12 protein-coding genes and 1 pseudogene are annotated in these 21,219 nt (G+C 40.8%); 3 read left to right on the plus strand and 10 right to left on the minus strand.

All coding sequences use genetic code 11. From position 1 onward, the window contains the following. Positions 1–123: 123 nt before the first annotated feature. The 7 genes from RMY64_RS07080 to RMY64_RS07110 form a co-directional block, all read right to left on the minus strand. Entirely contained in the window at positions 124–918 is a 795-nt protein-coding gene (locus RMY64_RS07080) for an SDR family oxidoreductase (RefSeq protein ID WP_322699681.1), read from the minus strand. A 13-nt stretch (positions 919–931) separates the two neighbouring features. Continuing rightward, positions 932–1,618, minus strand: coding sequence for a cupin domain-containing protein (locus RMY64_RS07085; protein ID WP_322699682.1), 687 nt, complete (start codon positions 1,616–1,618; stop codon positions 932–934). Further along, complete coding sequence (locus tag RMY64_RS07090) at positions 1,611–2,219, minus strand: LysR family transcriptional regulator (RefSeq protein ID WP_322673927.1); 609 nt, start codon at positions 2,217–2,219, stop codon at positions 1,611–1,613. The genes RMY64_RS07085 and RMY64_RS07090 overlap by 8 nt, the downstream gene beginning before the upstream one ends. A gap of 141 nt (positions 2,220–2,360) precedes the next feature. After that, positions 2,361–7,286: a non-ribosomal peptide synthetase gene (locus RMY64_RS07095; protein ID WP_322699683.1), complete on the minus strand. Its 4,926-nt coding sequence runs from the start codon at positions 7,284–7,286 to the stop codon at positions 2,361–2,363. After that, positions 7,287–11,519 carry an SDR family NAD(P)-dependent oxidoreductase gene (locus RMY64_RS07100; RefSeq protein WP_322699684.1) on the minus strand — a complete coding sequence of 1,411 codons (4,233 nt, stop codon included), beginning with the start codon at positions 11,517–11,519 and terminating at the stop codon, positions 7,287–7,289. It abuts the gene before it with no gap. 266 nt (positions 11,520–11,785) lie between these two features. After that, positions 11,786–12,181, minus strand: a complete 396-nt coding sequence (locus RMY64_RS07105; RefSeq protein ID WP_322673924.1) for a hypothetical protein — start codon at positions 12,179–12,181, stop codon at positions 11,786–11,788. 266 nt (positions 12,182–12,447) lie between these two features. Beyond that, positions 12,448–14,574, minus strand: a complete 2,127-nt coding sequence (locus RMY64_RS07110; RefSeq protein ID WP_322673923.1) for a patatin-like phospholipase family protein — start codon at positions 14,572–14,574, stop codon at positions 12,448–12,450. A 1,395-nt stretch (positions 14,575–15,969) separates the two neighbouring features. On the opposite strand from RMY64_RS07110, the pseudogene RMY64_RS07115 reads away from it, so the two are divergent. Next, positions 15,970–16,248 (plus strand): annotated as a pseudogene (locus RMY64_RS07115) (AMP-binding protein); the annotation flags it as partial. Between the two features lie 53 nt (positions 16,249–16,301). On the opposite strand, the gene RMY64_RS07120 reads toward RMY64_RS07115, so the two are convergent. Beyond that, positions 16,302–16,523 carry a hypothetical protein gene (locus tag RMY64_RS07120; RefSeq protein ID WP_322673922.1) on the minus strand — a complete coding sequence of 74 codons (222 nt, stop codon included), beginning with the start codon at positions 16,521–16,523 and terminating at the stop codon, positions 16,302–16,304. Positions 16,524–16,757: 234 nt separating this feature from the next. On the opposite strand from RMY64_RS07120, the gene RMY64_RS07125 reads away from it, so the two are divergent. Beyond that, positions 16,758–18,023, plus strand: coding sequence for a bifunctional sterol desaturase/short chain dehydrogenase (locus RMY64_RS07125; RefSeq protein ID WP_322699685.1), 1,266 nt, complete (start codon positions 16,758–16,760; stop codon positions 18,021–18,023). Positions 18,024–18,488: 465 nt separating this feature from the next. Next, positions 18,489–18,872 carry a nuclear transport factor 2 family protein gene (locus RMY64_RS07130; protein ID WP_322699686.1) on the plus strand — a complete coding sequence of 128 codons (384 nt, stop codon included), beginning with the start codon at positions 18,489–18,491 and terminating at the stop codon, positions 18,870–18,872. 230 nt (positions 18,873–19,102) lie between these two features. Here the strand turns inward: RMY64_RS07130 and RMY64_RS07135 are convergent, their stop codons facing one another. Continuing rightward, the gene (locus RMY64_RS07135; RefSeq protein ID WP_322699687.1) at positions 19,103–20,443 is read right to left on the minus strand and encodes a cytochrome P450; all 1,341 of its coding nucleotides are present in this window, start codon (positions 20,441–20,443) and stop codon (positions 19,103–19,105) included. 48 nt (positions 20,444–20,491) lie between these two features. Next, positions 20,492–21,133: a TetR/AcrR family transcriptional regulator gene (locus RMY64_RS07140; RefSeq protein ID WP_322673918.1), complete on the minus strand. Its 642-nt coding sequence runs from the start codon at positions 21,131–21,133 to the stop codon at positions 20,492–20,494. Positions 21,134–21,219 lie beyond the last annotated feature (86 nt).

A 21,219-nucleotide genomic window follows, 5' to 3' on the forward strand; every position in this document is an offset into this window, starting at 1 on the left:
CAGAGGTTTGCCCAATTTTATTAGCAATGTATTAATAACCTCTGGGCCTCTGCGGTTCATTGAAAAAAAGTAATTTTCATAAATCAAATAGAACTTGTATAAACTAAAAATTTACCAAATTTTTTAAAAAGCAGATGTTGACAATCCGCCATCTACTGGAATAGTAACACCCGTAATATAACTGGCACATTCTGACGCTAGAAAAGCTACCAAATTAGCAACCTCGCTAGAAAAACCGCGACGACCAAGAGGAATCATTTTATTAGTTCCTTCAATGATTGAATCAACAGTCCGACCCTCCTCTTCGGCAAATACTTCTAAATATTCTCTATGCCTTGGAGTATCAATCAAACCAGGATTGACACAGGTAACTAAAACATTCCACTTAGCAACTTGTGAAGCAACAGTTTTAGTAAAATTGATTAATCCAGCATTCGCCACTCCCGATTTCACAAGACGACTAGAAGGTTCTTTACCTGATGTCCCAACAATATTGATAATGCGTCCCCATTGCTGATTTTTCATCGTCGGTAGCACTAAATTCGTCATGCGAATATAGCCCATTAACTTACCTTCAAACACAGACAACCAATCTTCATCAGATAGATTTTCTATTGCTTCATTAGAAAAACTAGCCCCTTCTGAATTATTGACTAATATATCAAGTTTGCCAAATTGATTGAGAGCTTCTTGGACTAAGTTTTGAGAATCACTTGGATTTTGCACATCAGCAGAAATCGGGACAATTTTTGCTTGAGAACCAATCAAACCTTGATAAGCTTGCTCTAAGCGTTCAGAATTTCTCCCACAAATTATTAACTGACAACCTTCTGCTGCCAGCTTTTGGGCAACGCTATAACCTATGCCAGCACTTGCTCCGGTCACTAAAGCTACTTTCTGTGTTAATCCTAAATCCATGATGAATATTCCTTTAGGAAGTAGTTAGCGCTGTCTTAAAAAAACTATCTTTGAGCGAAAAATGAGAGCGAGGTTTAATCACAATTTCAATCAAAGATACTGTTTCATCAGAAGAATTATATCCTCCATAAACAACATCAGCAGGAACATAATAAACACTACCATATTTTACATGTTGCTGTTGTTCTGCAACTGCGATCGTCAATTTATCATTCAGGACTATTCCCATTATTTCATTAGCCGATTGGCGAATTGGGATTATTCCTTTGGGAGGAATTTGAGTGATAATAATCTCAAACCAAGAACCAACAACAGACTTACACTCAAAACCTGTAACTTCATCTTGAGTTGATGTAACTTTCAGAATAGCCTCCTCAGCTTCCTCAAAATTTGTGATGCGTTTCACATCAAACGCTAACGCTGTTTCTGAGAAAGGGTTGATAGAACCATGAAGAACATTAGAACCAGCTACATAAACTTGCTCAAATGGCTCCAGAATTTCTTTAGTACCGTTGAGGTTAAATTCCAAACGTCCCGCAATTTGCATTCCAATTTGGCTTTCGGGATGTCGATGCAATTCAAAAATAGCTCCTGGGGGAATAGAAGCTAATTGCACAACTGTGTCTTGACATTGAAATGCGATTAACTCAACATCAGAATTAATTTTGATGGTTTTTAGCTGAGGAAAATATTTAGACATAATTTTCTGCTAATTTTTTCTGAAAAATCGACCAACTCATCTGGATATTTCCATAGGTTGAAATAAACTCTAAATCGTAGGCTTTCACCGCATTCTCATTAGTAATAGCGAAATCAGCTAAACCCTGCATTACTTGAATTGCTGAATCGCTGGTAGAAGGAGACAAATCCACTTGTATTTGTGTTCGATCTTGAGAGTCTGGCAATAGTTTTGTTAACAGAGGTAAAGGAGCAGGATGAGTAACAATTCTAGAACCGTTGAAAACTGCCTCTTTATTTTTTTTCTTAGCCAATCCATAAACTGGAGTAGGAAATATAAAAATGAAGCCTAGCTCAAAACTTGGCTCCATATAAAACTCATTAATTCGGTCGTAAGCATGAGGGACTAAAGCCATATTTACTTTGTCTTGTAGCAAAGCTTCTTTGACATCTGTAAAAGTATCAAATAACTGAGTTGATACAGTAAATTCTTCTGAGATAAGATGGTTATTTATATGCTTGGCAGCGTAGTCACTACTAGTAGCATTAGGCCCCAAAGTACCTATGACTAAATTTTTTGAAGGAGGGATACGAGGTTGAAATTCAATCTGAAATTCCAGCATAGTTTTTCCTGAGTAATCATCATGATATTTTTTGGTAGTGAATCATTAGTAGCTTTGTTATAAATTACCTCCAGAAATTTAGTTTATTTGCAGAAAACTTTGTTAAAACAGAAACCGGGTTTATAGTATGAACGACTTTATTTAATTAATTTCTGCTAGTAGTTCGTCCAAAGCTTCTTGGCTAAACTCAACTTCCGGGAAATCTGAAGGAGTATAGCCACCTGCCTCTGGGGATAAACAGTGGGCAATAATAGCTTCTAAGGCTTCTATATATTCATTAGCTAGATTTTCTACAGTGGCCCGGCTATGGAAATATTCGCTATATTGCCACTCCAGTTTCAGCTTTCCTTCAACGACTAATCCATTTACAGTTAACAAATGGCGGCGCTGTCCTTTGGGGCTGTGAATGGAACCGCTAGACTCTTGAGCATATTTCCACCCAAGGGTTGCTAACTGCGTTTGGTCAAATTGACCCAAGTAGTTAAAGCTCACCTCAGCTTGAGGTAGGACTTGTATAGGTAGTTTTTCTCCCCTGTTCGACGGCAGTTGCTCCTGGGGGAAACCCCCAAGACCGCACTGCCTCCCCTGCTCCCCTGCCCCCCTGCTCCCCGCTCCCTGCTCAAGAGCTTTTTCACTGCGATCGCTCTCATCCAGGCTAAGATAGCGCCAGATGCCATAATCAATACCTCGGTTGGGAATACGTCGCAGTTGCTCTTTTACCGACTTGAGAACCTCTCCGGGATCGAAACGATCCTCCAGTTTTAAAAGCACGGGGAATATAGTAGTAAACCAGCCTACAGTACGAGACAAGTCCACATCCTCAAACAAGTCCTCTCGTCCGTGACCTTCTAAGTCAATCAGAAGGGAGTGAGAACCTGTCCAACGAGCGAAAGTCTGCACCAACGCTGTCAGCAGCACATCGTTAATTTGAGTATTGTAGGCTCCGGGGACATCCTGTAATAGAGTGTGAGTCTGTTCTACATTCAGGTATACAGATACAATCCGACTGGAAGCTACAGTATTATCTTGGGCAACAGCAGCATAATCCAACGGTAAAGGAGCAATTGGGAACTGCATTGAGTCCAGCCAGTAATCTAACTGTGAGTAGAGTTGTTGACTGCGGGCATAATCCTGCAATCGCATTGCCCAATCCTTGAAGGAAGTTGTTTTTGCAGGTAGTTGGATACTTTTGCCAGTTTCTAATTGTTTGTATGCTCCAGATAAATTTTCTAGCAAAATTCGCCACGAGATCCCATCTACAGCCAGGTGATGGATGATAATGAGTAAACGTCCGGGGGAATTGCCTAAGTGAAACAGAACGACCCGCATCAGCGGCCCATCTGCTAAGTTCAGCGTCCTTTGTTCTTCCTCTGCCCTGGCTTCAATTGTCCTTAACTGTTCTGCTTGGGGCAGATAGGACAAATCTGCAATACCCAACGATACGCCATCGCTCGCATCACTGTTGTACTGCTGCCATTGCCCCTCCTGCTGCACAAACCGCAGGCGTAGAGCATCGTGATGGTACAGTAACTTTTGTAGTGCCTGCTTTAATAACTCCGGTTGCAAATTTGCGGGAACTTCTAGCAGGAAGGATTGGTTAAAGTGATGAGGTTCTGGCAGATTTTGCTCAAAGAACCAGTGCTGAATCGGTGTTAGAGGGACAACCCCTGTAACTAAACCTTGTTCTGATTGAACCGAATTAATTGTACCAGCAACAGCAGCTAATTCAGCAATTGTTTGATGTTGAAATATTTGTTTGGGAGTAAGTTTTAGTCCGGCTTGATTAGCTTTAGCAATAATTTGCATACTAATGATAGAATCTCCGCCCAATTCAAAGAAATTGTCGTGGATACCGACTTTTTTTAGAACTAAAACCTCCCGCCAAATCTTTGCCAAGACTTCTTGAGTGTGGGTGTGGGGAGAGACAAAGCCAGTTGATTCATCGAACTCGAACTCTGGTACTGGTAATGCACGACGATCTACTTTGCCGTTGGGGGTAATCGGCAGAACTTCTAGAACTATGAAGGATGCAGGTATCATGTAACTGGGGAGCTTGGACTTGAGAAACTGACGTAACTCATTACTGTTCGGCTGTGTCAGTTCTGGGATGATATATGCTGCCAAACTCTTAATACTGGGTTTATCTTCTCTTGCAAGCACAACAGCATCGCGTACCTGTGGGTGTTGAGTCAAAGCCGCCTCAATTTCGGAAAGTTCAATGCGAAAGCCACGAATTTTAACTTGGCTATCAATGCGACCCAAGAATTCTATATTGCCATCGGCTTGGTAGCGAACCAAATCGCCTGTTCGATAAAGCCGCTCAGAATTAGAGCATTGGTCTTTTATTTCTCCCCTGCTCCCCTGCTCCCCTGCTCCCCTGCCTCTTTGGAAAGGGTTACGAATGAAGCGTTCTGATGTCAGGTCGGGACGGTGGAGGTAGCCTCGTGCCAAGCTCTCACCACCGATGTACAATTCTCCAGTCACACCAATGGGTACAGGCTGCAACAGGGAATCGAGTATATAAACTTGGGTATTAGCGATCGCCCGCCCAATCGCAGGTGGTATATAGTCTTGTTGTCTTTTCGGAACAGTACCAGATGTTGTGACTACAGTATTCTCTGTTGGCCCGTAATTATTCACCACCTTAAAGGGATGGGAATCTAAAGGATATTGATGAAGTTGATCCCCACCTGTGAGCAAAGTCCGCAAAGCAGCATTCGCCGGCCAATTTAATGATAAAATTTTCTCGGCCATTGGTGTCGGTAGAAAACTAATGGTTATTGCTTTTGACAACAACCAGTCTCGTAGTTGCTCGGGGTAAAGTCGGGTTTCATCGTTAGGAAAGTGAATGCTAGCTCCCGCCGTCAGATAAGGCCAGATTTCCCAACCACAAGCGTCAAATGCGACTCCCGCAATTTGTGTTGCTCGGTCAAGCGGCGACACTGCAAAAGCTTGTTGATGCCAAAAGACGAGATTTAACAATCCTCGATGTTCAATTTGCACTCCTTTGGGTTTACCAGTGGAACCGGAAGTGTAAATCACATAAGCCAGATTGTCAGTTGTTACTGTATGGAGTAAATTCTCTACACTGGTGCTGAAGATTGCTGTGTCGCTATCCAGACAAATCACCTGCGCTTGATGTGACGGTAGCATTGCGACCAAGCTTTTCTGGGTCAACAGCACTTTAACTTGGGCATCTTCTAGCATAAACGCCAACCGCTCTTGAGGATATGCTGGGTCAAGCGGTACATAAGCCCCACCAGCCTTGAGAATGCCCAGCAATCCTACCAGCATTAGGAGAGAACGCTCAACACAAATTCCTACCAATACTTCTGCACCAACACCTAAAGATTGCAGATAGTGCGCTAATTGATTGGCGCGGAGGTTCAATTGCTGGTATGTCAGAGACTCATCCTCATAGACCACAGCCACAGCATTTGGTGTTTTTTCCACCTGTTCTTCAAACAACTGATGGATGCATTTGCTGTCAGGATAAGGCGTATAAGTATCATTCCACACCACTAGTAACTGATGTCGCTCCTGCTGACTCAGCAGTGGTAATTCACCAATGGTTTGATTCGGATTAGCAATAATCCCTGCTAACAAAGTCTGGAAATGACTTGTCATCCTCGCAATGGTATCTGGCTCAAAGAGGTCGCTGTTATATTCCCACGAACCGATCAGCCCCTCTTTTGTGTCCCAAACTGCCAAGGTCAAATCAAACTGAGATGTTCCACGTTCTATAAATTGAGGAGTCAGGGTAACATCAGGCAATTCTAATGTATCCAACAAGAAATTCTCTAAGACAAACACCACTTGGAATAGGGGATTGTAGCTGAGAGAACGTTCTGGTTGCAAGGCTTCTACTACTTGTTCAAAGGGGACATCTTGATGAGTGTAAGCAGACGTTGCAACTTGTCGCACTTGAGAGAGAAACTCACCGAAACTCGGATTTCCCTCGATTTGGTGACGCAGTACCAATGTATTGACAAAAAAGCCCATCAATGTTTCTATCTCTGTGCGGTTGCGGTTGGCAATAGGGCTACCAATGCAGATATCATCTTGACCACTGTAACGAAACATTAAAACTACGAAAGCCGCCAGTAGGGTATGAAAGAGGGTAGCTCCTGACTGTTGGCTGAAAATTTTGATTTGCTGGCTCAAATTTTGGTCAATTTGAAATTCCTGGGTAGCACCACAGAAAGTCTGAACGGCGGGACGTGGTTTGTCTGTGGGTAGTTCTAATAAGGGTGTAGCACCAGCTAATTGTTGCTTCCAGTAATTGAGTTGCTGTTTTTGAATTTCTTCGGTTAACCATTGTCGCTGCCAAACTGCAAAATCAGCATACTGGATGGGCAACTCAGCGAGGAGTAAAGGAGAATCAAGAGTAAAAGCTCGGTAGAGGCTGGACAACTCTTTGATGAATATCCCCATTGACCAGCCATCCGTGATTATATGGTGCATAATCAACACCAGCACATTCGACTCTGACCCCAGTCGCAGTAAAGTGACTCGCAACAAAGGGCCATTATCCAAATCAAAAGGTTGCCGAGCTTCTTTTGTGACAATCTGTTGTACTTCTGATTCTTCTAAACCTTGCAAGTCCAGCACTGGCATAGCAATCAGCAAGCTAGGAGAAATTACCTGCACGGGTTTTCCATCTACTGCTGGAAATGTTGTCCGTAAAATCTCGTGGCGGCGAATGATTTCGTTGATACTCTGCTGAAGAACTTCTACGTTGAGTACACCTTGAACGCGCAGCTGGAAACCCTCGTTATAAAATGGGCTTTGGCTCTCTAATTGATAGAGAAACCACATCCTCTGCTGGGCAAAGGATAAGGGCAACTCTGTAGAACGCTCTATAGGCAGTATTGGTGCAAAGGAGGAGTCTGTGGCAGTCTTGGCTTCTTGTATAAAAGCCAGGATTTCTGATTTGCGTTCTAGCAATTGGTTTTTCAGGTCTGGGTTCATCACTCCCTTGGGAGCGCGATAGTTTAAGCGATCGCCTTCCAACCAAATTTTGATGCCTAAACTATTTAAATAAGAGACAAATTCTATTGTTGTCATTTATAATACGCCTCCCTCATATTCTTCCTCTGCGTCATCAATAGCTACATTCCACTTGCTGACGACAGTTTGTAGCGCCTCAAGACTTTCTCCCAAACCAGCTACAGTTGGGGATGCAAAAAAACGATTGGGCGACAACTCAACAGAAAAAGTCTCACGCAACCGAGAAATGACTTGGAAGGCTAGCAAGGAATTTCCTCCTAATTGAAAGAAGTTATCATGAATGCCGATTTGAGGTATGCCTAATACTTCTTGCCAGTTTTGAGCTATTTGCCGTTCTGTCTCGTTTCGGGGAGCGATCGCTCTTTGAGTCATACCCCTAGCCAATAAATCTCGATTGATTTCACCATTAGCAGTGAGAGGCATTTGGGATAGTTGCACGAAGTCACAGTTAACGGTTGTTGTAAAGCGATCGCGCACCGTCAAATCTGATAACTCTGGTACGGTAGAACCGTTACTCGTAGTGAAATAAGCAGTTAATTTCTGTAGCCCTGGAAACTCAGAGGTGAAACGCCGAATTTTGGGATTGCTGCCATCTAAACCGACTATTAGCTGTGCTTGGTTGTGATATAAACCAGCCAAAAAGGAATATAATCCTTGTTGCAAACTCATCTCATAATAGCCTTGAGCGCGGGTGATTTCTTGCCTCTGATAACCCTTGTTAATCCCTGTATCACGCCAATTTGTCCAAGCAAAGCAATAGCTGTGCAACCTGCTAACAGAACGTTGATATTGATTAAAGCTTTCCAAAAAGTTGTTAGCAGCAGCATAAGCAGAAATTGTCGCTCCACCAAAGAAACTTGCTAAAGACGAAAAGCTAATGAAAATCCCCTGTCCTTGCTTCTTAAGTACCTGATGTAGTACCCAAGTGCCTAACACTTTGGGTTGCAGAATTGCAGCTAAACTCTGTGGTGTTTCATTCACTAGCATTTGTTCGTGATAAGTTCCCGCCAGATGAATCACGCCATCCAGTTGACATCCCCAGTTAGCCTTGGCTTTTTCCACCACTTGTTGCACTGCTTGAAAGTCGCAGATATCCACTGCTTCATAAACCACGGAACCAAGCTGCTTTAATTCCTGATAAACTTTGACTTTTTCTAATGAGACATTTGGTAAACGAGTCCGACCTACTAATAACAATTTGGCATTAAAAAATTTAATTAGATATTTAGCAATTTCAACTGCAACGCCTCCAAGCCCACCACTTATCAGATACATTCCCCCCATTTTCAAAGTAAGTTCTTGCTTTGGTTTGTCTTGCAGATTAACTTTTTCTAAACCTGCAATTAAACGTTGTCCATTGCGATAAGCTATTTCTTGGTCTTTTGAGAAAATCTGGAGTTCTTGTAGAAGATAGTTACCATCTACTTGTACTGAATTTGGTGTCAAATCTATGTGACGACAATTTAACCAAGGTATTTCTTGGGGAATAGTTTTAATGACACCGAGAACTGGAGATTTTTCATAAGCAATCTTGTCTGTTACTTGCGTAGATTGGGTGTAGCTAGAAACAAACAATAACTGTAAATCTGGGAAACTTTGAGTTTTTGCTAGGGCTTGGACAAGAAATAACAAACTGTAAATTCCCTGCTCTTGCGCTTTTTCCAGAGCTGCTAGGCTTTTGATTTCTCCGCCATACTCTTGATAATTCCACAGATGGAGAATCTGACCAATGGTCTGTTTCTCTGCCTTGATTGTGTCAAGCAAAAGCTGATAATGCTCTGCATTTCCAGGAGTTAAAAAGAACCGATTGGAACCTTTTTTAACAAAATCAGAGCCGGGTGAAACACACAGATATGGCAGGTTTTGCTGTTCTAGCTGCTGACAAACAAATGTCCCCAATCCTAACTCGTCGAGGAAGACTATAGTTAGACAACCTTGGGGTAAAGCTTTTATAAGTTTGGCTTGCTTCCGCCGCCAGACTTTTTGATAGAACCAATCAGGAACAGTATTAGTATTATTTAGTAATATATCAACTTGTTTGATAATGTGGTTAAACTCACCTGCACCGAAGCGATCGCGAAGTTGCGATCGCTGAATTTTACCAATGATGGTTTTAGGAATATCTTCTTTAGATAATAAAATTAAATAATCAGGATTCAACCCGATTTTACTGACGACTGTCTGCCGAATTTTAGTTAGCAGTTCTAATAGTTTTTGGTCTTCCGTAACAGGTGAACTGAAGAAAATAGCCAGTTTCTCTGTTGCATCATCAGCATCGCAGACTGCACAAGCGGCTGTGTAGGAAACTTCAATTTCTGCAATTTCTTCAACTACTGCTTCAATTTCATGACTGTAGTAGTTAGCTCCATTGATAATGATAGTTTCTTTGGCGCGACCAGTAACAACTAATTGTCCGTTGGCAATGAATCCTAAATCTCCAGTATCAAACCAGCCATCTTTTAAAAATGATTGACTGTTCGCATCGTAGTTGTTGTAATATCCCGGAGAAACTGCATCACCTTTAACTTGCAAACGACCGATAGTGTCTTCTGTTAATACAGAGTTTTGCTCGTCTACTATGCGAATTTTAACCCCAGGAATAACTGAACCTAAATCAGTAAAAGTATGATAATTCGGATGGTCTATTTCTACTCGTTTAATAGTACCTTCTAAGATAGATTTATCTATCCTATGGAATAACAAAGGTGCTTCTTTTATGGGCTGATAATATGTAATTCCCGAACCCATCTCTGCCATCCCAAAAGCTGGTCTAATTGCTGTTGCTTCGAGTCCATAAACAACTAAATTTTCTCGGAAATCTTCCACAGCTTTACTAGATACTGCTTCGCCAGCTGTTAGGAGAAATTTTACGCAAGATAAGTTCCAGTTCTGTTCTGGTTCTTGTTTGAGAGAGTCATTAACTATGGCATAAGCAAAGTTGGGTGCCCAGCTATGAGTAATCCGATATTTATGGATCAAATCCAACCAGTTGAGGAGGCGACCTAAGATATATTCTTTTTGGGCATAAACGAGGGTGCAACCGATTTCTATACCACGAATATGCCAGTCGGAAATGCTGCCAATATGATCGAACGGCAGCCAATTTAAAACTATATCTTCTCGCTGGTGTTGATTGAGTTGGTTAGCCCCTCTGGCACGAGCAATGAGATTTTGATGAGTCAATTGAACGCATTTTGGGATTCCTGTACTGCCAGAAGTTAGATTGAAAAGAGCCACTTCATCTGGTTGACTCTGGTGATATTGTTTGCTGGCAGGATTGTCTTTTAATGCTTCAATCGTGTCTATTTTTAGGCGTTCTGCTGGTAGCCATTGCGATAGTAATTCTACCTCTTGTTTGAGAGCTTCTGTAGTTAAGATGACTGGACTATCTAAGAACTGCCAAATATGACAAAGCTTATCCACCACCTTGTTTGATTCTCTATAAGTTGGTGGTACTTCCACGATCGCAGGTACAAAGCCTCCCAATATGCACCCCCAAAAAGCTGGAATAATGTCACAGCTAAGTTCCATCTGCAATATGACTTTGTTTTTTGGCTTGAGTCCCAACTTTCTCAAACCAGCAAGAATTCGCTCGGCAACTTCCAGTAATTCAGCGTAGGATTGGTGTAGTTCTGTGCCATCGGGCAACAGGTAAATAATACCCTCACCTGTAACCTTTTGAGCAGCTCTTTGCAAAACTTCCGGCAAGGTAATAGGTGCATTGCGATCGTTCGGGAGAATATCACCGTGGCTGATGGCAAGTGGCTTCGGCTGTGTGAAATGTTGTTGTGTATTGGGCTGAGAGTCTTTGAGGATTGGAGAAAAGTTTGCGATCGCATTTTTGTTTTGCCAATCTGGGAGCAAATCTGACAAATGGAGTGAGGGAATTTGCTTTCTCAACTCCTGCACTACTACCACTGCCTGTTCGATTTTATAATGAGAATTAAGTTGTTTTTCTACTTGCTCTATTAAACTTTCATCAATAACAGGAATGTTACTCAAAGCTAATTCGTCTACCTCTCCTGCGGCAGTTAAAGGTAGATTTGACACTGATACAAAAGCTCTTGTTAGTAATGCTTCATCGCATATATCTTGAAGATAAAAGCGAATTTGTTCTAGCAAAATATTTGAGCTTGAAACAATATATAGTATGACTTCTAGCGGAGATATTTTCTTGACAATTACTGTATATTCGTTTATTGAAGTTTTCTCCAATAAAACTAATTCAAAATCAGTTTTAAGTTGCTGTATTTTCTCCAAATCTAAACTTTTTTTTTCTGAAAAATTCATTTGATTATCAACCCATACTGTATATAAGTGGTGGTTAAAAACTATAAATTGAATGAATTAGTGCAGAACAAGTTTTTAGGTTTTAATCTGTTCCTATTTAAATATACTTTCATGCGGCATTGCATAATTTGGAATAATGGCCTTTGAGTGTTTAATCCGGTATAAATCGGACTCAGAGTCCATTTTATTATTTGAGAGCAATTAAGCGCGATCGCACTTAATTTAGTAACATTTTGTTGACAGTTTCAACAAATGTAACAGTAAAATTATTCCTCGACGATTTCAATTGTCTTTGGCGGCTGAACCTCTTCAAAATTATCAGTGATTGTTGGGTTAAGTTCATTTTTTAGTTTGAGTTTTAGATCCTCTGTAATGGGTAAATCTTTAATTTCTTTGAGGAGATATCTCACAGATTCGGTTTTGCGACGTTCTGCATAAATATTCTTGAGAACTGCTTCAATTCCAAATCCCGCTATAGCCTCCCCTACAAGCGTTGTCAAACCAAGCACACCTAGACCGCCGATGATGCCAAACGGGCCTCCCAACCCCGCCAGGGCAGCTACAACGCCGTAACCACCCGCCAAACCTGTTGCAGAAATTGCAATTACCAGAAGTATGCCAGGAAGACCCAAAGCAGCGATTTTTTTAACGACTTCATCCATTGGAATTACCTCAAATCCTTACATTCTTGGTTAAATCTTGATTAAGGGTAATAGAATTTATTCACCCTTACTTGCTAGCTTAGTACTTAATCGAGATGGTGACTAATTTTTACTTTTTCAAAACTTAGTGCTGAGTGAGGAGTGCTGAGTGCTGTTAGCAAAAAGCTAAGGTTTAGCCCGTGCTGAGTTAGGAGTTAAGAGTTAAGAGTTTTGTTTATCTCCTTGTCTCCTCATCTCCCTCATCTCCCTGCTCCCCTGCCTCTTTTTTAGGCTAACAAAATACTACATAACTCATCGATTTGTTTACTTTTTTCTGTAATCAGTCGATGAGCTATAGTTTGTAACTGACGAATATTTTCTGATTTGACATTATCTATGTCTTCTAAATCACCTGTTAGGAATGTTTGAAATCTATAATAAGAGCCTCTGATTTCCTTGTCAGGAGACTCAAATAAGTGTTCTAATTCTCCAGCTACAACTTCACTACCACCGTCCATAACAATGTTTAAAAGAGGTTTTACCCATTGCAATTGTCCCCAATTTTTCACATCGTTATACTTGTAAACACTCGTCAGGGAACCTGTACCCAAGGAAACTAATAAGATATCGTTGGTATGTAGCACTGCTTTTTGAGCTTGTCTACTGATTTTCGCTTCTGTAATCGCCAAGCTTGCTGGATTATTAGCAACCAATCCTCCGTCTACTAAATTATAGAAGCCACTAGGATTATGGGAAGTCGCAACTCGATAGGGAGGAAAATAAGTAGGTGTCGCACTAGTTGCCATTGCCGCATCTTTGAGCGTAAAACCGACACTCACCTTCCGAAATTTTTTAGATTCTATCTGTTGTTTTTCGATTTGGTTGGTAAAGAATATCGGAATTCGCTGTTCGATATCGTAGCTAGTGACGAAAACTTCTTTAAGATTATTTTCTAGAGGGGTATTACCAAAATATTGGTTGATAATTTCTTCTCTGCCGTCAGACGCATATTTGGGTTGAGCAAACATATCTTCAAGAGGGCCGAGCAAATGTTCAAAAAATGGCTCGTAAAATATCTCAGCCCCATATTCGACATATAATTTGACCATCTGTTCGGCACTGTACTGAGCTTGTGGCTCACTTTCAGATATAGATGGATCTAAACTTAATTGGGGTTTAGTCAATCCTAGTGCCAGAATTCCTCCGGTTGAAGTGCCTGCAATTAAGTCGAATAAACTAAAAATCGGTTTTTTTGTGCGCTTTTCAATTTCTGCTAATATTAGCGCTGGGATAATGCCTCGAATACCGCCTCCATCAATGGAAAGAATTTTATATCTAGGATTGGCTGTAGTAATCATAGTTTTTTGCGATCGCTCCTGAGTTAATTTTTGTGGTTTTTTGGGCTGTTGGATATCGGCCAGAACTTGACTTTCAGTTGCTTGAGCTATTTCGACTTTCTCTTCTTGCTTTGGCTGGGAAGTTTGAATGTTGGTATTTTCACTCTGCTTCTTTGCCCCTTTTTTTCCCTTTCCTGTAGTTGAGGCTACAGGAACGGGAGTTACAAGAATGTCGTTTTCTACATCTGGGGAAACCTCAATGGATTGCTGCGAGTCAGCTTTGCCAACAGCAGTTAGTTCAGTGGAGGAAACCTCTGCAACTGACTGGTTCTCTTCTGGGGAATTGCTTGTTGTTTGACTCTGGTTCGATGATTGGGTAATTCCAAATGGAATTTGTGCTAAACCCCAACTGGGATTACCATGCAAAGTTCCATTATGAGTATTTTCAGTCTGGTCTTTTACGGTCGTTCCTTCTCCTTCGTTTAAAATCCAATAAGCGACTAATCCTTGTTCCTTCCCGACTAGAGGCTTAATGCGGTGTGTTTGGATTTCCACTGGCGGACAGGGGTAATTCCAGACGCTAATATTAGCTAATTGACCTGTGAAATATATGTTGTTGTGTAAAGTCGCGCCCAGAGTCACAGGACTAGTTGCTTTGTTTAAAGAGTCACCTGTCAAATAGCCAAAATACTCATGCTCGTCAAGGTGTATAGTCAGTTGACCCCGATTAAAAACAATAGCAAAGAAGTGCCATTGTCCGACAGTTAATTCTCCATTGCCAAAGGTTTTGATAACCTTCTCAGCCTTTTCATCAATATATATATCTAAGTTTCCTGATTCATTGATGCCAAACTCAAAGTTATCACTATATCGGTCTGAGGAACGGGCAAAAAAAACATTGTGCGTTCCGTATGTAGTGGCTTGATTTTTTAGTTCTTGAGGATTAATCCATCCAGAAATTGTAAAGGCTGAACTCCCCTCAGCAAAAACACCACCAATATCATTTCTGCCAAAATTTATATAATCATCTTGACCATCAAATGTTATAACTGATTGGCTATATACCTGGGTTGTCACGATATTTTAATCTCCAAATAAGAGTAGAACTGAAGAAAGTCCTTAGCGACGATTAAAATTTATGGCGATCGCTTGAATTAATGAAGTGTACTCGGATTCCTATCATCGTCCATCGTCGCACTCTCTACGACTGACTATACCAGTATGGCTGCGCTCTTTGTTAGTTGCCATATCTCACTCACCATTAAGATTTTTCCAATTCAAATCTTGACAAGTATTAAACAAAATTACTAAACCTTTATAAACTTATAACTTATTCAAAACTATAATTTATTACAATTTTGAAAACTTTTAATTATTGCCCAAATATTCAAAATTTATGTTTATTGTATCAGAAACATAGTTTATCTGAATTTTTTAGTCAAGATATTTATCTAAATATTTACTTAAATTTATAAAATTATTATGCTTTAAATCTTTGCGAACAACATTACTTGTTGGCGATTAATTTCTTAACTGTCTTAACTGTCTTAACTGTCTTAACTGTCTTAACTGTCTTAACCGAATTGTTTGAAATGCTGTTGCATTTTATTGAGAAAAATGAGATGATTCTTTAACTGAAATTTTCAGTATGTTAATTTAAAGAAAGTAAGTTTGTTTCAACGATATAGGAATCTGTTTTTATTTCTGAAATTATTTGCGTGGTGCGCGTTGGCGTTGGCGTTGGCATTGGCGAAGCCTCTCGTAGAGAAGCCTTTCGTAGAGAAGCGCAGTGCAAGCGCGATAGAAAGGAAACTCTTAACAGGGAACAGGGAACAGGAGAGAAGAAAGTTAGAGGTCTACTGAGTTTTTTCACGCAATCAAATATGAGTCCTATAGATTAGTTGTTATCAAAAAAGAGTAAAATCATCAGTTACATTAGGGGTAATTCTGCTGCGGTTGCAGCTATTCTTACACCATTGGGAAATCCGTTTAGTATCGTAGGAGGTATCGGGCTACTTGGTCTAATAACGGTTGTAGGGGATGCTGTAGCAGGATATGGACTTGAAGCTATTGTTAAAGCTATTTATAAAGTAACAAAACTGAATTTGTTCAATTTTTCCTTAAATAAATTAAAGATTTACCGATTACAATAGACTTAGCTTGGAGTTAAGTATTACTTTTTAGGAAGTAGAGACTACAAAAACAATTGAAATTGTTGAGAAATGATTTTGATGGCTAGTTGTTACCTAATGCCAACCCACTTTTAGCAAAAGTTTAGTTAGGTAATATTAATTATTGAAGAGCGGACTTTAAGAAGGATATATAGCATTTCCTAGTCTGTTGAGGTACAAATCTCTGCGTACCTCTGCGTTTTACTTTGCGTCCCTCTGCGTTTCAAAATATTATCTGTACCTCACTTAACAGGGAATCGCTATACAAGCTAATGCGGTTAGATAATCATAGTCAGCTTTTAGATTACGCGATCGCTGCATTACCCATATCACACTACCACCATCAGCGTTAGCGGTTATGCCCGTGGAGGAACTCCCGGCACTGCAAACAATAATTGTCGCCGGAGAGTCTTGTTCTGCTGAATTAATCAAGCAGTGGTCTGTTGGCAGAAACTTCTTCAACGCTTACGGCCCGACGGAAGCTAGTGTCTGTGCCACAATTGGCAAAGCCACGCCGAAGGCGAACGCAAAATGCCATGATAGCAAGAAAATATCTATTGGTAAGGCGATCGCCAATACATCAGCAGAAGAACGTAATCGCTCATTACCAGCACAAGTAGTAGTTTGTCTGAATTATTGCTCTTTAAGTTGAGGACAAGTAGGCAAGAGTGATTGGGAATTTGCTGATGTGTCTGCATCAGTACTTTGGAGTTCTGGAACTGGCTTGGACTGAGCAATATAGCACTGGCGCATGGTTGCTTGTTTTTCTAATCGGGTAGCGATCGCTTCTAACAATTCCTCTACTGTCGAGGGCTTGGTAAGATAATAGACCATTTTCGGCTGCGATCGCTTCAAACCCTTCTACTTCTAAACTGTCTACGAGATAGAATTATTAATTTATCATTAGCAGATGTGGCTGCAAGTGCAGGGGCAGAATTTACCTGAATACGCTGTAACTAATTCGTAATTGGGCATTGCTTATTTCTCCTTGTCCCCCATTCCCTTTGATTTGAATTTGCTCTAAACTCGACCTGAACGCACCTTTATCAGATCGTGAAGAATGATTAACAAAAACGAGTATAGACAAACATGATAAAAATGCTAGCTGAAAACTTGATAGGAATTGAGACAAGCTTACAAATTAATTGGGTTTGGCTAAATGTCAGCTTACAGTTTGCTAGTTGGGCACTCTTCTCACTTTTACTTGCTGAGATATTGAGAGACAGCTATCATGCTTTGTGTCATCAAGTCAATTGGCTTGCTAAATGGCACAACAAGCACCACATGGCTTATCGCCGCGATTTATCGATAGTTTCTCTGAAAGTTTATCAAGAATCGCAGCTTTATCACGACATTTTAGAGTCGAGTCTACTGCTGCTGGTATTGATAGTCATTGCCTTAATTGGTAAGCAAATGGGGTTATGGCTAGGAGTAGCCTACGCTTGTACCTTTTTGTATGGTGCGTCTGTGCGATATTTTCTAGGAAAAATTGATACAGATTACAACCACCTACCCGGCCCTTTAGAGACAACTCCATCCATTTGGTGGGTGAATCGGTCTTACCATTGGCGACATCATTTTGATGATGTTAACGCCTACTACAGTGGCGTCTTTCCCTTAGTTGATAAAATTCTGGGTACAGGATTATCTCTCAAAGGTAAAACCATCGCTTTAACTGGAGCATCAGGAGCGTTGGGGCAAGCGTTGGTGGCTGAACTTGTCAAGAATAATGCTAAAGTCGTGGCATTAACCACTAATCCAGAAAAATTAGTAGAGCAAGTTGGGGTAAAGGTGGTTTCCTGGCAGTTGGGCAATGAAGCCAATCTGAAGGATAGTTTAGAGAAAGTAGATATTTTAATTATCAATCATGGAGTCAATGTCTACGCCAGCCGCACATCGGAGGCTATCAATTCCTCTTATGAAGTGAATGCCTTTTCAGCATTGCGGTTGATAGATATATTTTTGACAACTGTAACAGGGCCACAAGCAAAAGCAACCAAGGAAATTTGGGTAAACACTTCTGAGGCTGAGGTTTCTCCAGCACTGAGTCCGCTTTATGAACTCAGCAAAAGAGCGCTAGGAGATATTGTTACGCTCAAGCGTTTGGATGGGGATTGTGTAATTCGCAAGTTAATTCTTGGCCCGTTTAAGAGTCAACTAAATCCTTATGGAGTGATGTCTGCACAGCAAGTTGCTCGTGCGATCTTATTTTTGGCACGGCGTGACTTCCGAAATATTATTGTGGCAATAAATCCTCTCACCTATCTGCTGTTTCCCTTAAAGGAAACGAGTACGTCACTATACTATCGAGTCTTCAGCCGGACAGCAAAAAGTGAACAGGACTTACACAAATAATAGTCAAAAAGAATGATTTTCAGGTAGTTTGTCAAGTTTAAATTGAGAGGTAAGCAAGTTTGTAGTAAGGACTTTATTCCTTATTTTCTAAGCACTAAAGTGCTTACTACAAACCCTCAAAAGTGAAAGTGATATCATGTCTGGCTAATCACTTATGATTACCGTATCTGTGCAAAAATCCCAAAAATCTCTTTCCCCCAGCAAGAGCTGCCCTTTAAATGATAAGTCTTCAACCAGAGATTAGATGAGAGCCTTAGCCGTATCGGTATCGAACACCTACTGCTTCAAAGATACAAAGGTGGAGACTATATATAAAACAATTTTCTTTACAACAGAAGAATTAAAAACGGGAAATCCTCTAAATAAACCTGACATCAGGCATGATAGTGTCGATAAAAAAAGCTTCAGCTAAACTCTGTACAATAAATTATTAGTCCTTACTGCATCTGGTTCACCATACCTCTTATGTCAGATCAAAGAGCACTCCTAATCGAACTGCTCCGTGCGGTTTACGCAGCTTTCAACGCGCGAGACATTGACGCTGCCCTTGCCCTCATGACTCCGGACGTGGTTTGGCCGAGAGCGTTTAAAGGCGGTTTTGTTCATGGGCCTGAAGAAGTTCGCGCTTACTGGACGGAGCAATGGAGCGAGATCGATCCGCACGTCGAGCCGGTTTCCTTTTACTTGGAGGAGGGCGGGCGCATTTTGGTCGATGTGCATCAGGTCGTGCGTGACAAGGCTTACGCAGTTCTTGCCGATGAACACGTGGGCCATCGATTCACCTTTGAACACGGCTTGATTCAAGCTATGGAAGTCTGTCCACTTCCATCGTCCACCACAAAGACCTAACCATGCGCAAAGAGCAAACAGGCATTTCTAGGGCGGCCTTCTTCTGTATCCGGGGTGAAGTAAGCATCCGTACAGAAAGTTACGCCCTTGGATTTGATGAGCCGCTTTTAATCCAAGCGTGAGCCACGGAGAAACCTGTACCAATTAATTAAAGTGTGATTTGAATTTTGCCAATTTTTTTGATTTTATTTTCTTATCCTACTCGCACCCCAAGTTCCTCCCAAACAAGTTTATCGTTTTTTAATAGCCATCATCCGAACTCCACCATTAGGAGCAAGGGTAAATCCACGTCGTTGCAGTTTAATAGGTTTATTTTCTACTAAGGTAAGTTGATAATTGGATAAAACTGTTGCGAGGACTAATTTAATTTCTAACTGAGCCAAGGCATATCCTAAACAGCGCCGAATTCCACCACCAAAAGGAATAAACTCCCAAGGGGAATACTGGCGTTCTAAAAAACGTTCGGGATTAAATTGTTGAGGATTAGGATATAAGTCTTCCCGGTAATGCAAGAGGTAGATACTTGGCATTAAAGTTGTATCAGGAGGAAACTGATATCCGGCAATATTTATGGATGATTTGGTAATGCGTGGGAAAAGCCCTGGAAGGACTGGATACATCCGCAGGGTTTCTTGGCAAACTGCGCTTAAGTAAGGAAGTTGGGCAATTTCCATCGGGTTTGGATTTTCTCCCAAGCTGTCAAGTTCCTGCTGCAATTTTAAGAGAACATCTGGATTTTGATGAATTTGATAGAAAGCCCACGCTAGCGTTGTTGCAGTAGTTTCATGTCCAGCAAATAAAATTGTCAGCAATTCATCTTTTAATTCATCGTCGGTCATTGCTTGCCCATTTTCATCCCGCGCTGCCATCATCAAGCTCAGAACATCACCCTGGTGATTGTTCTTTGTTCTTTTCTCTTCAATTTCTGCTTGAAGTAGCTGATAAATATGGCTTTGTCTACTTTTCATCTGCCCCCAAGGAGTCCATTTTCCCCAATCTTGTTGTAAGAATCGGAAAAATAGCATACTGGAGCGCAAAGGAGAATCAGTCATATCCAACCAACTAGTAAGTAGAGGTAAAATTAGTTGATAGCGTTTCCCTTCACTTAAACCAAAGACAATTTGTAAAATTACTTGTAGACTAACTTTCTGCATGGCAGAACGAGCCACAAAAGGTTGACCGATTTGCCATTGACTGGCGATTTGCTCGGTAATTAAGCAGATTTGTTGAGCATAAGTCTGTAGCCTTTCTCCATGAAAAGGGGGCATTAATAATTTTCGTTCTCGTCGATGGCGGGCACCATCTATTAACATGAGAGAATTTCGCCCAATCAAAGGTTCTGCAATTTTATTACCACGACCAATATCAAATTTAGAATCTTGACTGAAAATTTCTTGAATGGCTTGGGGACGGCTAATAATTACATAAGAACCAATTCCACTCAGTTGCATGGAAAAAATGTCTCCATACTCTTGACTATACTTTTGCTGAAATCCAATCGGATCGGCAATCCATCCGATCAGTTGCCACCACGAAGGGCTAATAATGCAATTCGGTAATTGACTAAGCATAATATTTTACCTGTGATTCCACTTGATAATCTCAAACAAATACACCCATTATCCCTGAGTAACCATATTTAGGGACTGGCTCATGACTGCATTGATTAAGCTATCTAGCAAGCGATCGCGTGATAAAGATGTAAGTTCTTTTCCATACAACATTTCTTGTAAAATCACGTAGGATACCAAAGAACCAAAAAAAATCTGAGCCATTGCTTCTGGGTCGGTGATTCCTAATTCTGGATGAGATCCGAAATACTGACTCAGCATTTGCCGACCGCGTAGCACAACGGTTTGAGTATAAAGTTTGGCTAGTTCTGGAAAGTTTTGTGACTCGGTGATAATCAAACGCAATAATGCCAAATAATCGGGATTATCAGCGACTTCGGTTAAATAAATTTTAGCAATTTGACGCAAAAAAATCGCTGGTTCGCCATGTAAATTTTCTGTGCAAAAAATACTTTGAAAACAAGCGAGGGTCAACCGTTCTATCAACGCTTTAAACAGCCCTTCTTTATCTTGAAAGTGACTGTATATTGTTTGCTTAGATACTCTAGCCGCCGCACTAACACGATCCATACTTGTTCTAGCGTAACCCTCCTTCAAAAATACCTGTATAGCTCCTTGCAAGATTTGCTCCTGCTTGGGAGCGATCGCAGGTAAAGTATTTTCTAGTTGAAAAGTAGGGTTTATAAACATGAAAAGTAAACTTTTTGACTTATGTCTTGTCTTATCATACTAGACAGTCTAGTATATGACACAGAATTCAGAATTTTCAATTTACA

Source organism: Nostoc sp. DedQUE08, assembly GCF_034530895.1.
GTDB lineage: Bacteria > Cyanobacteriota > Cyanobacteriia > Cyanobacteriales > Nostocaceae > Nostoc.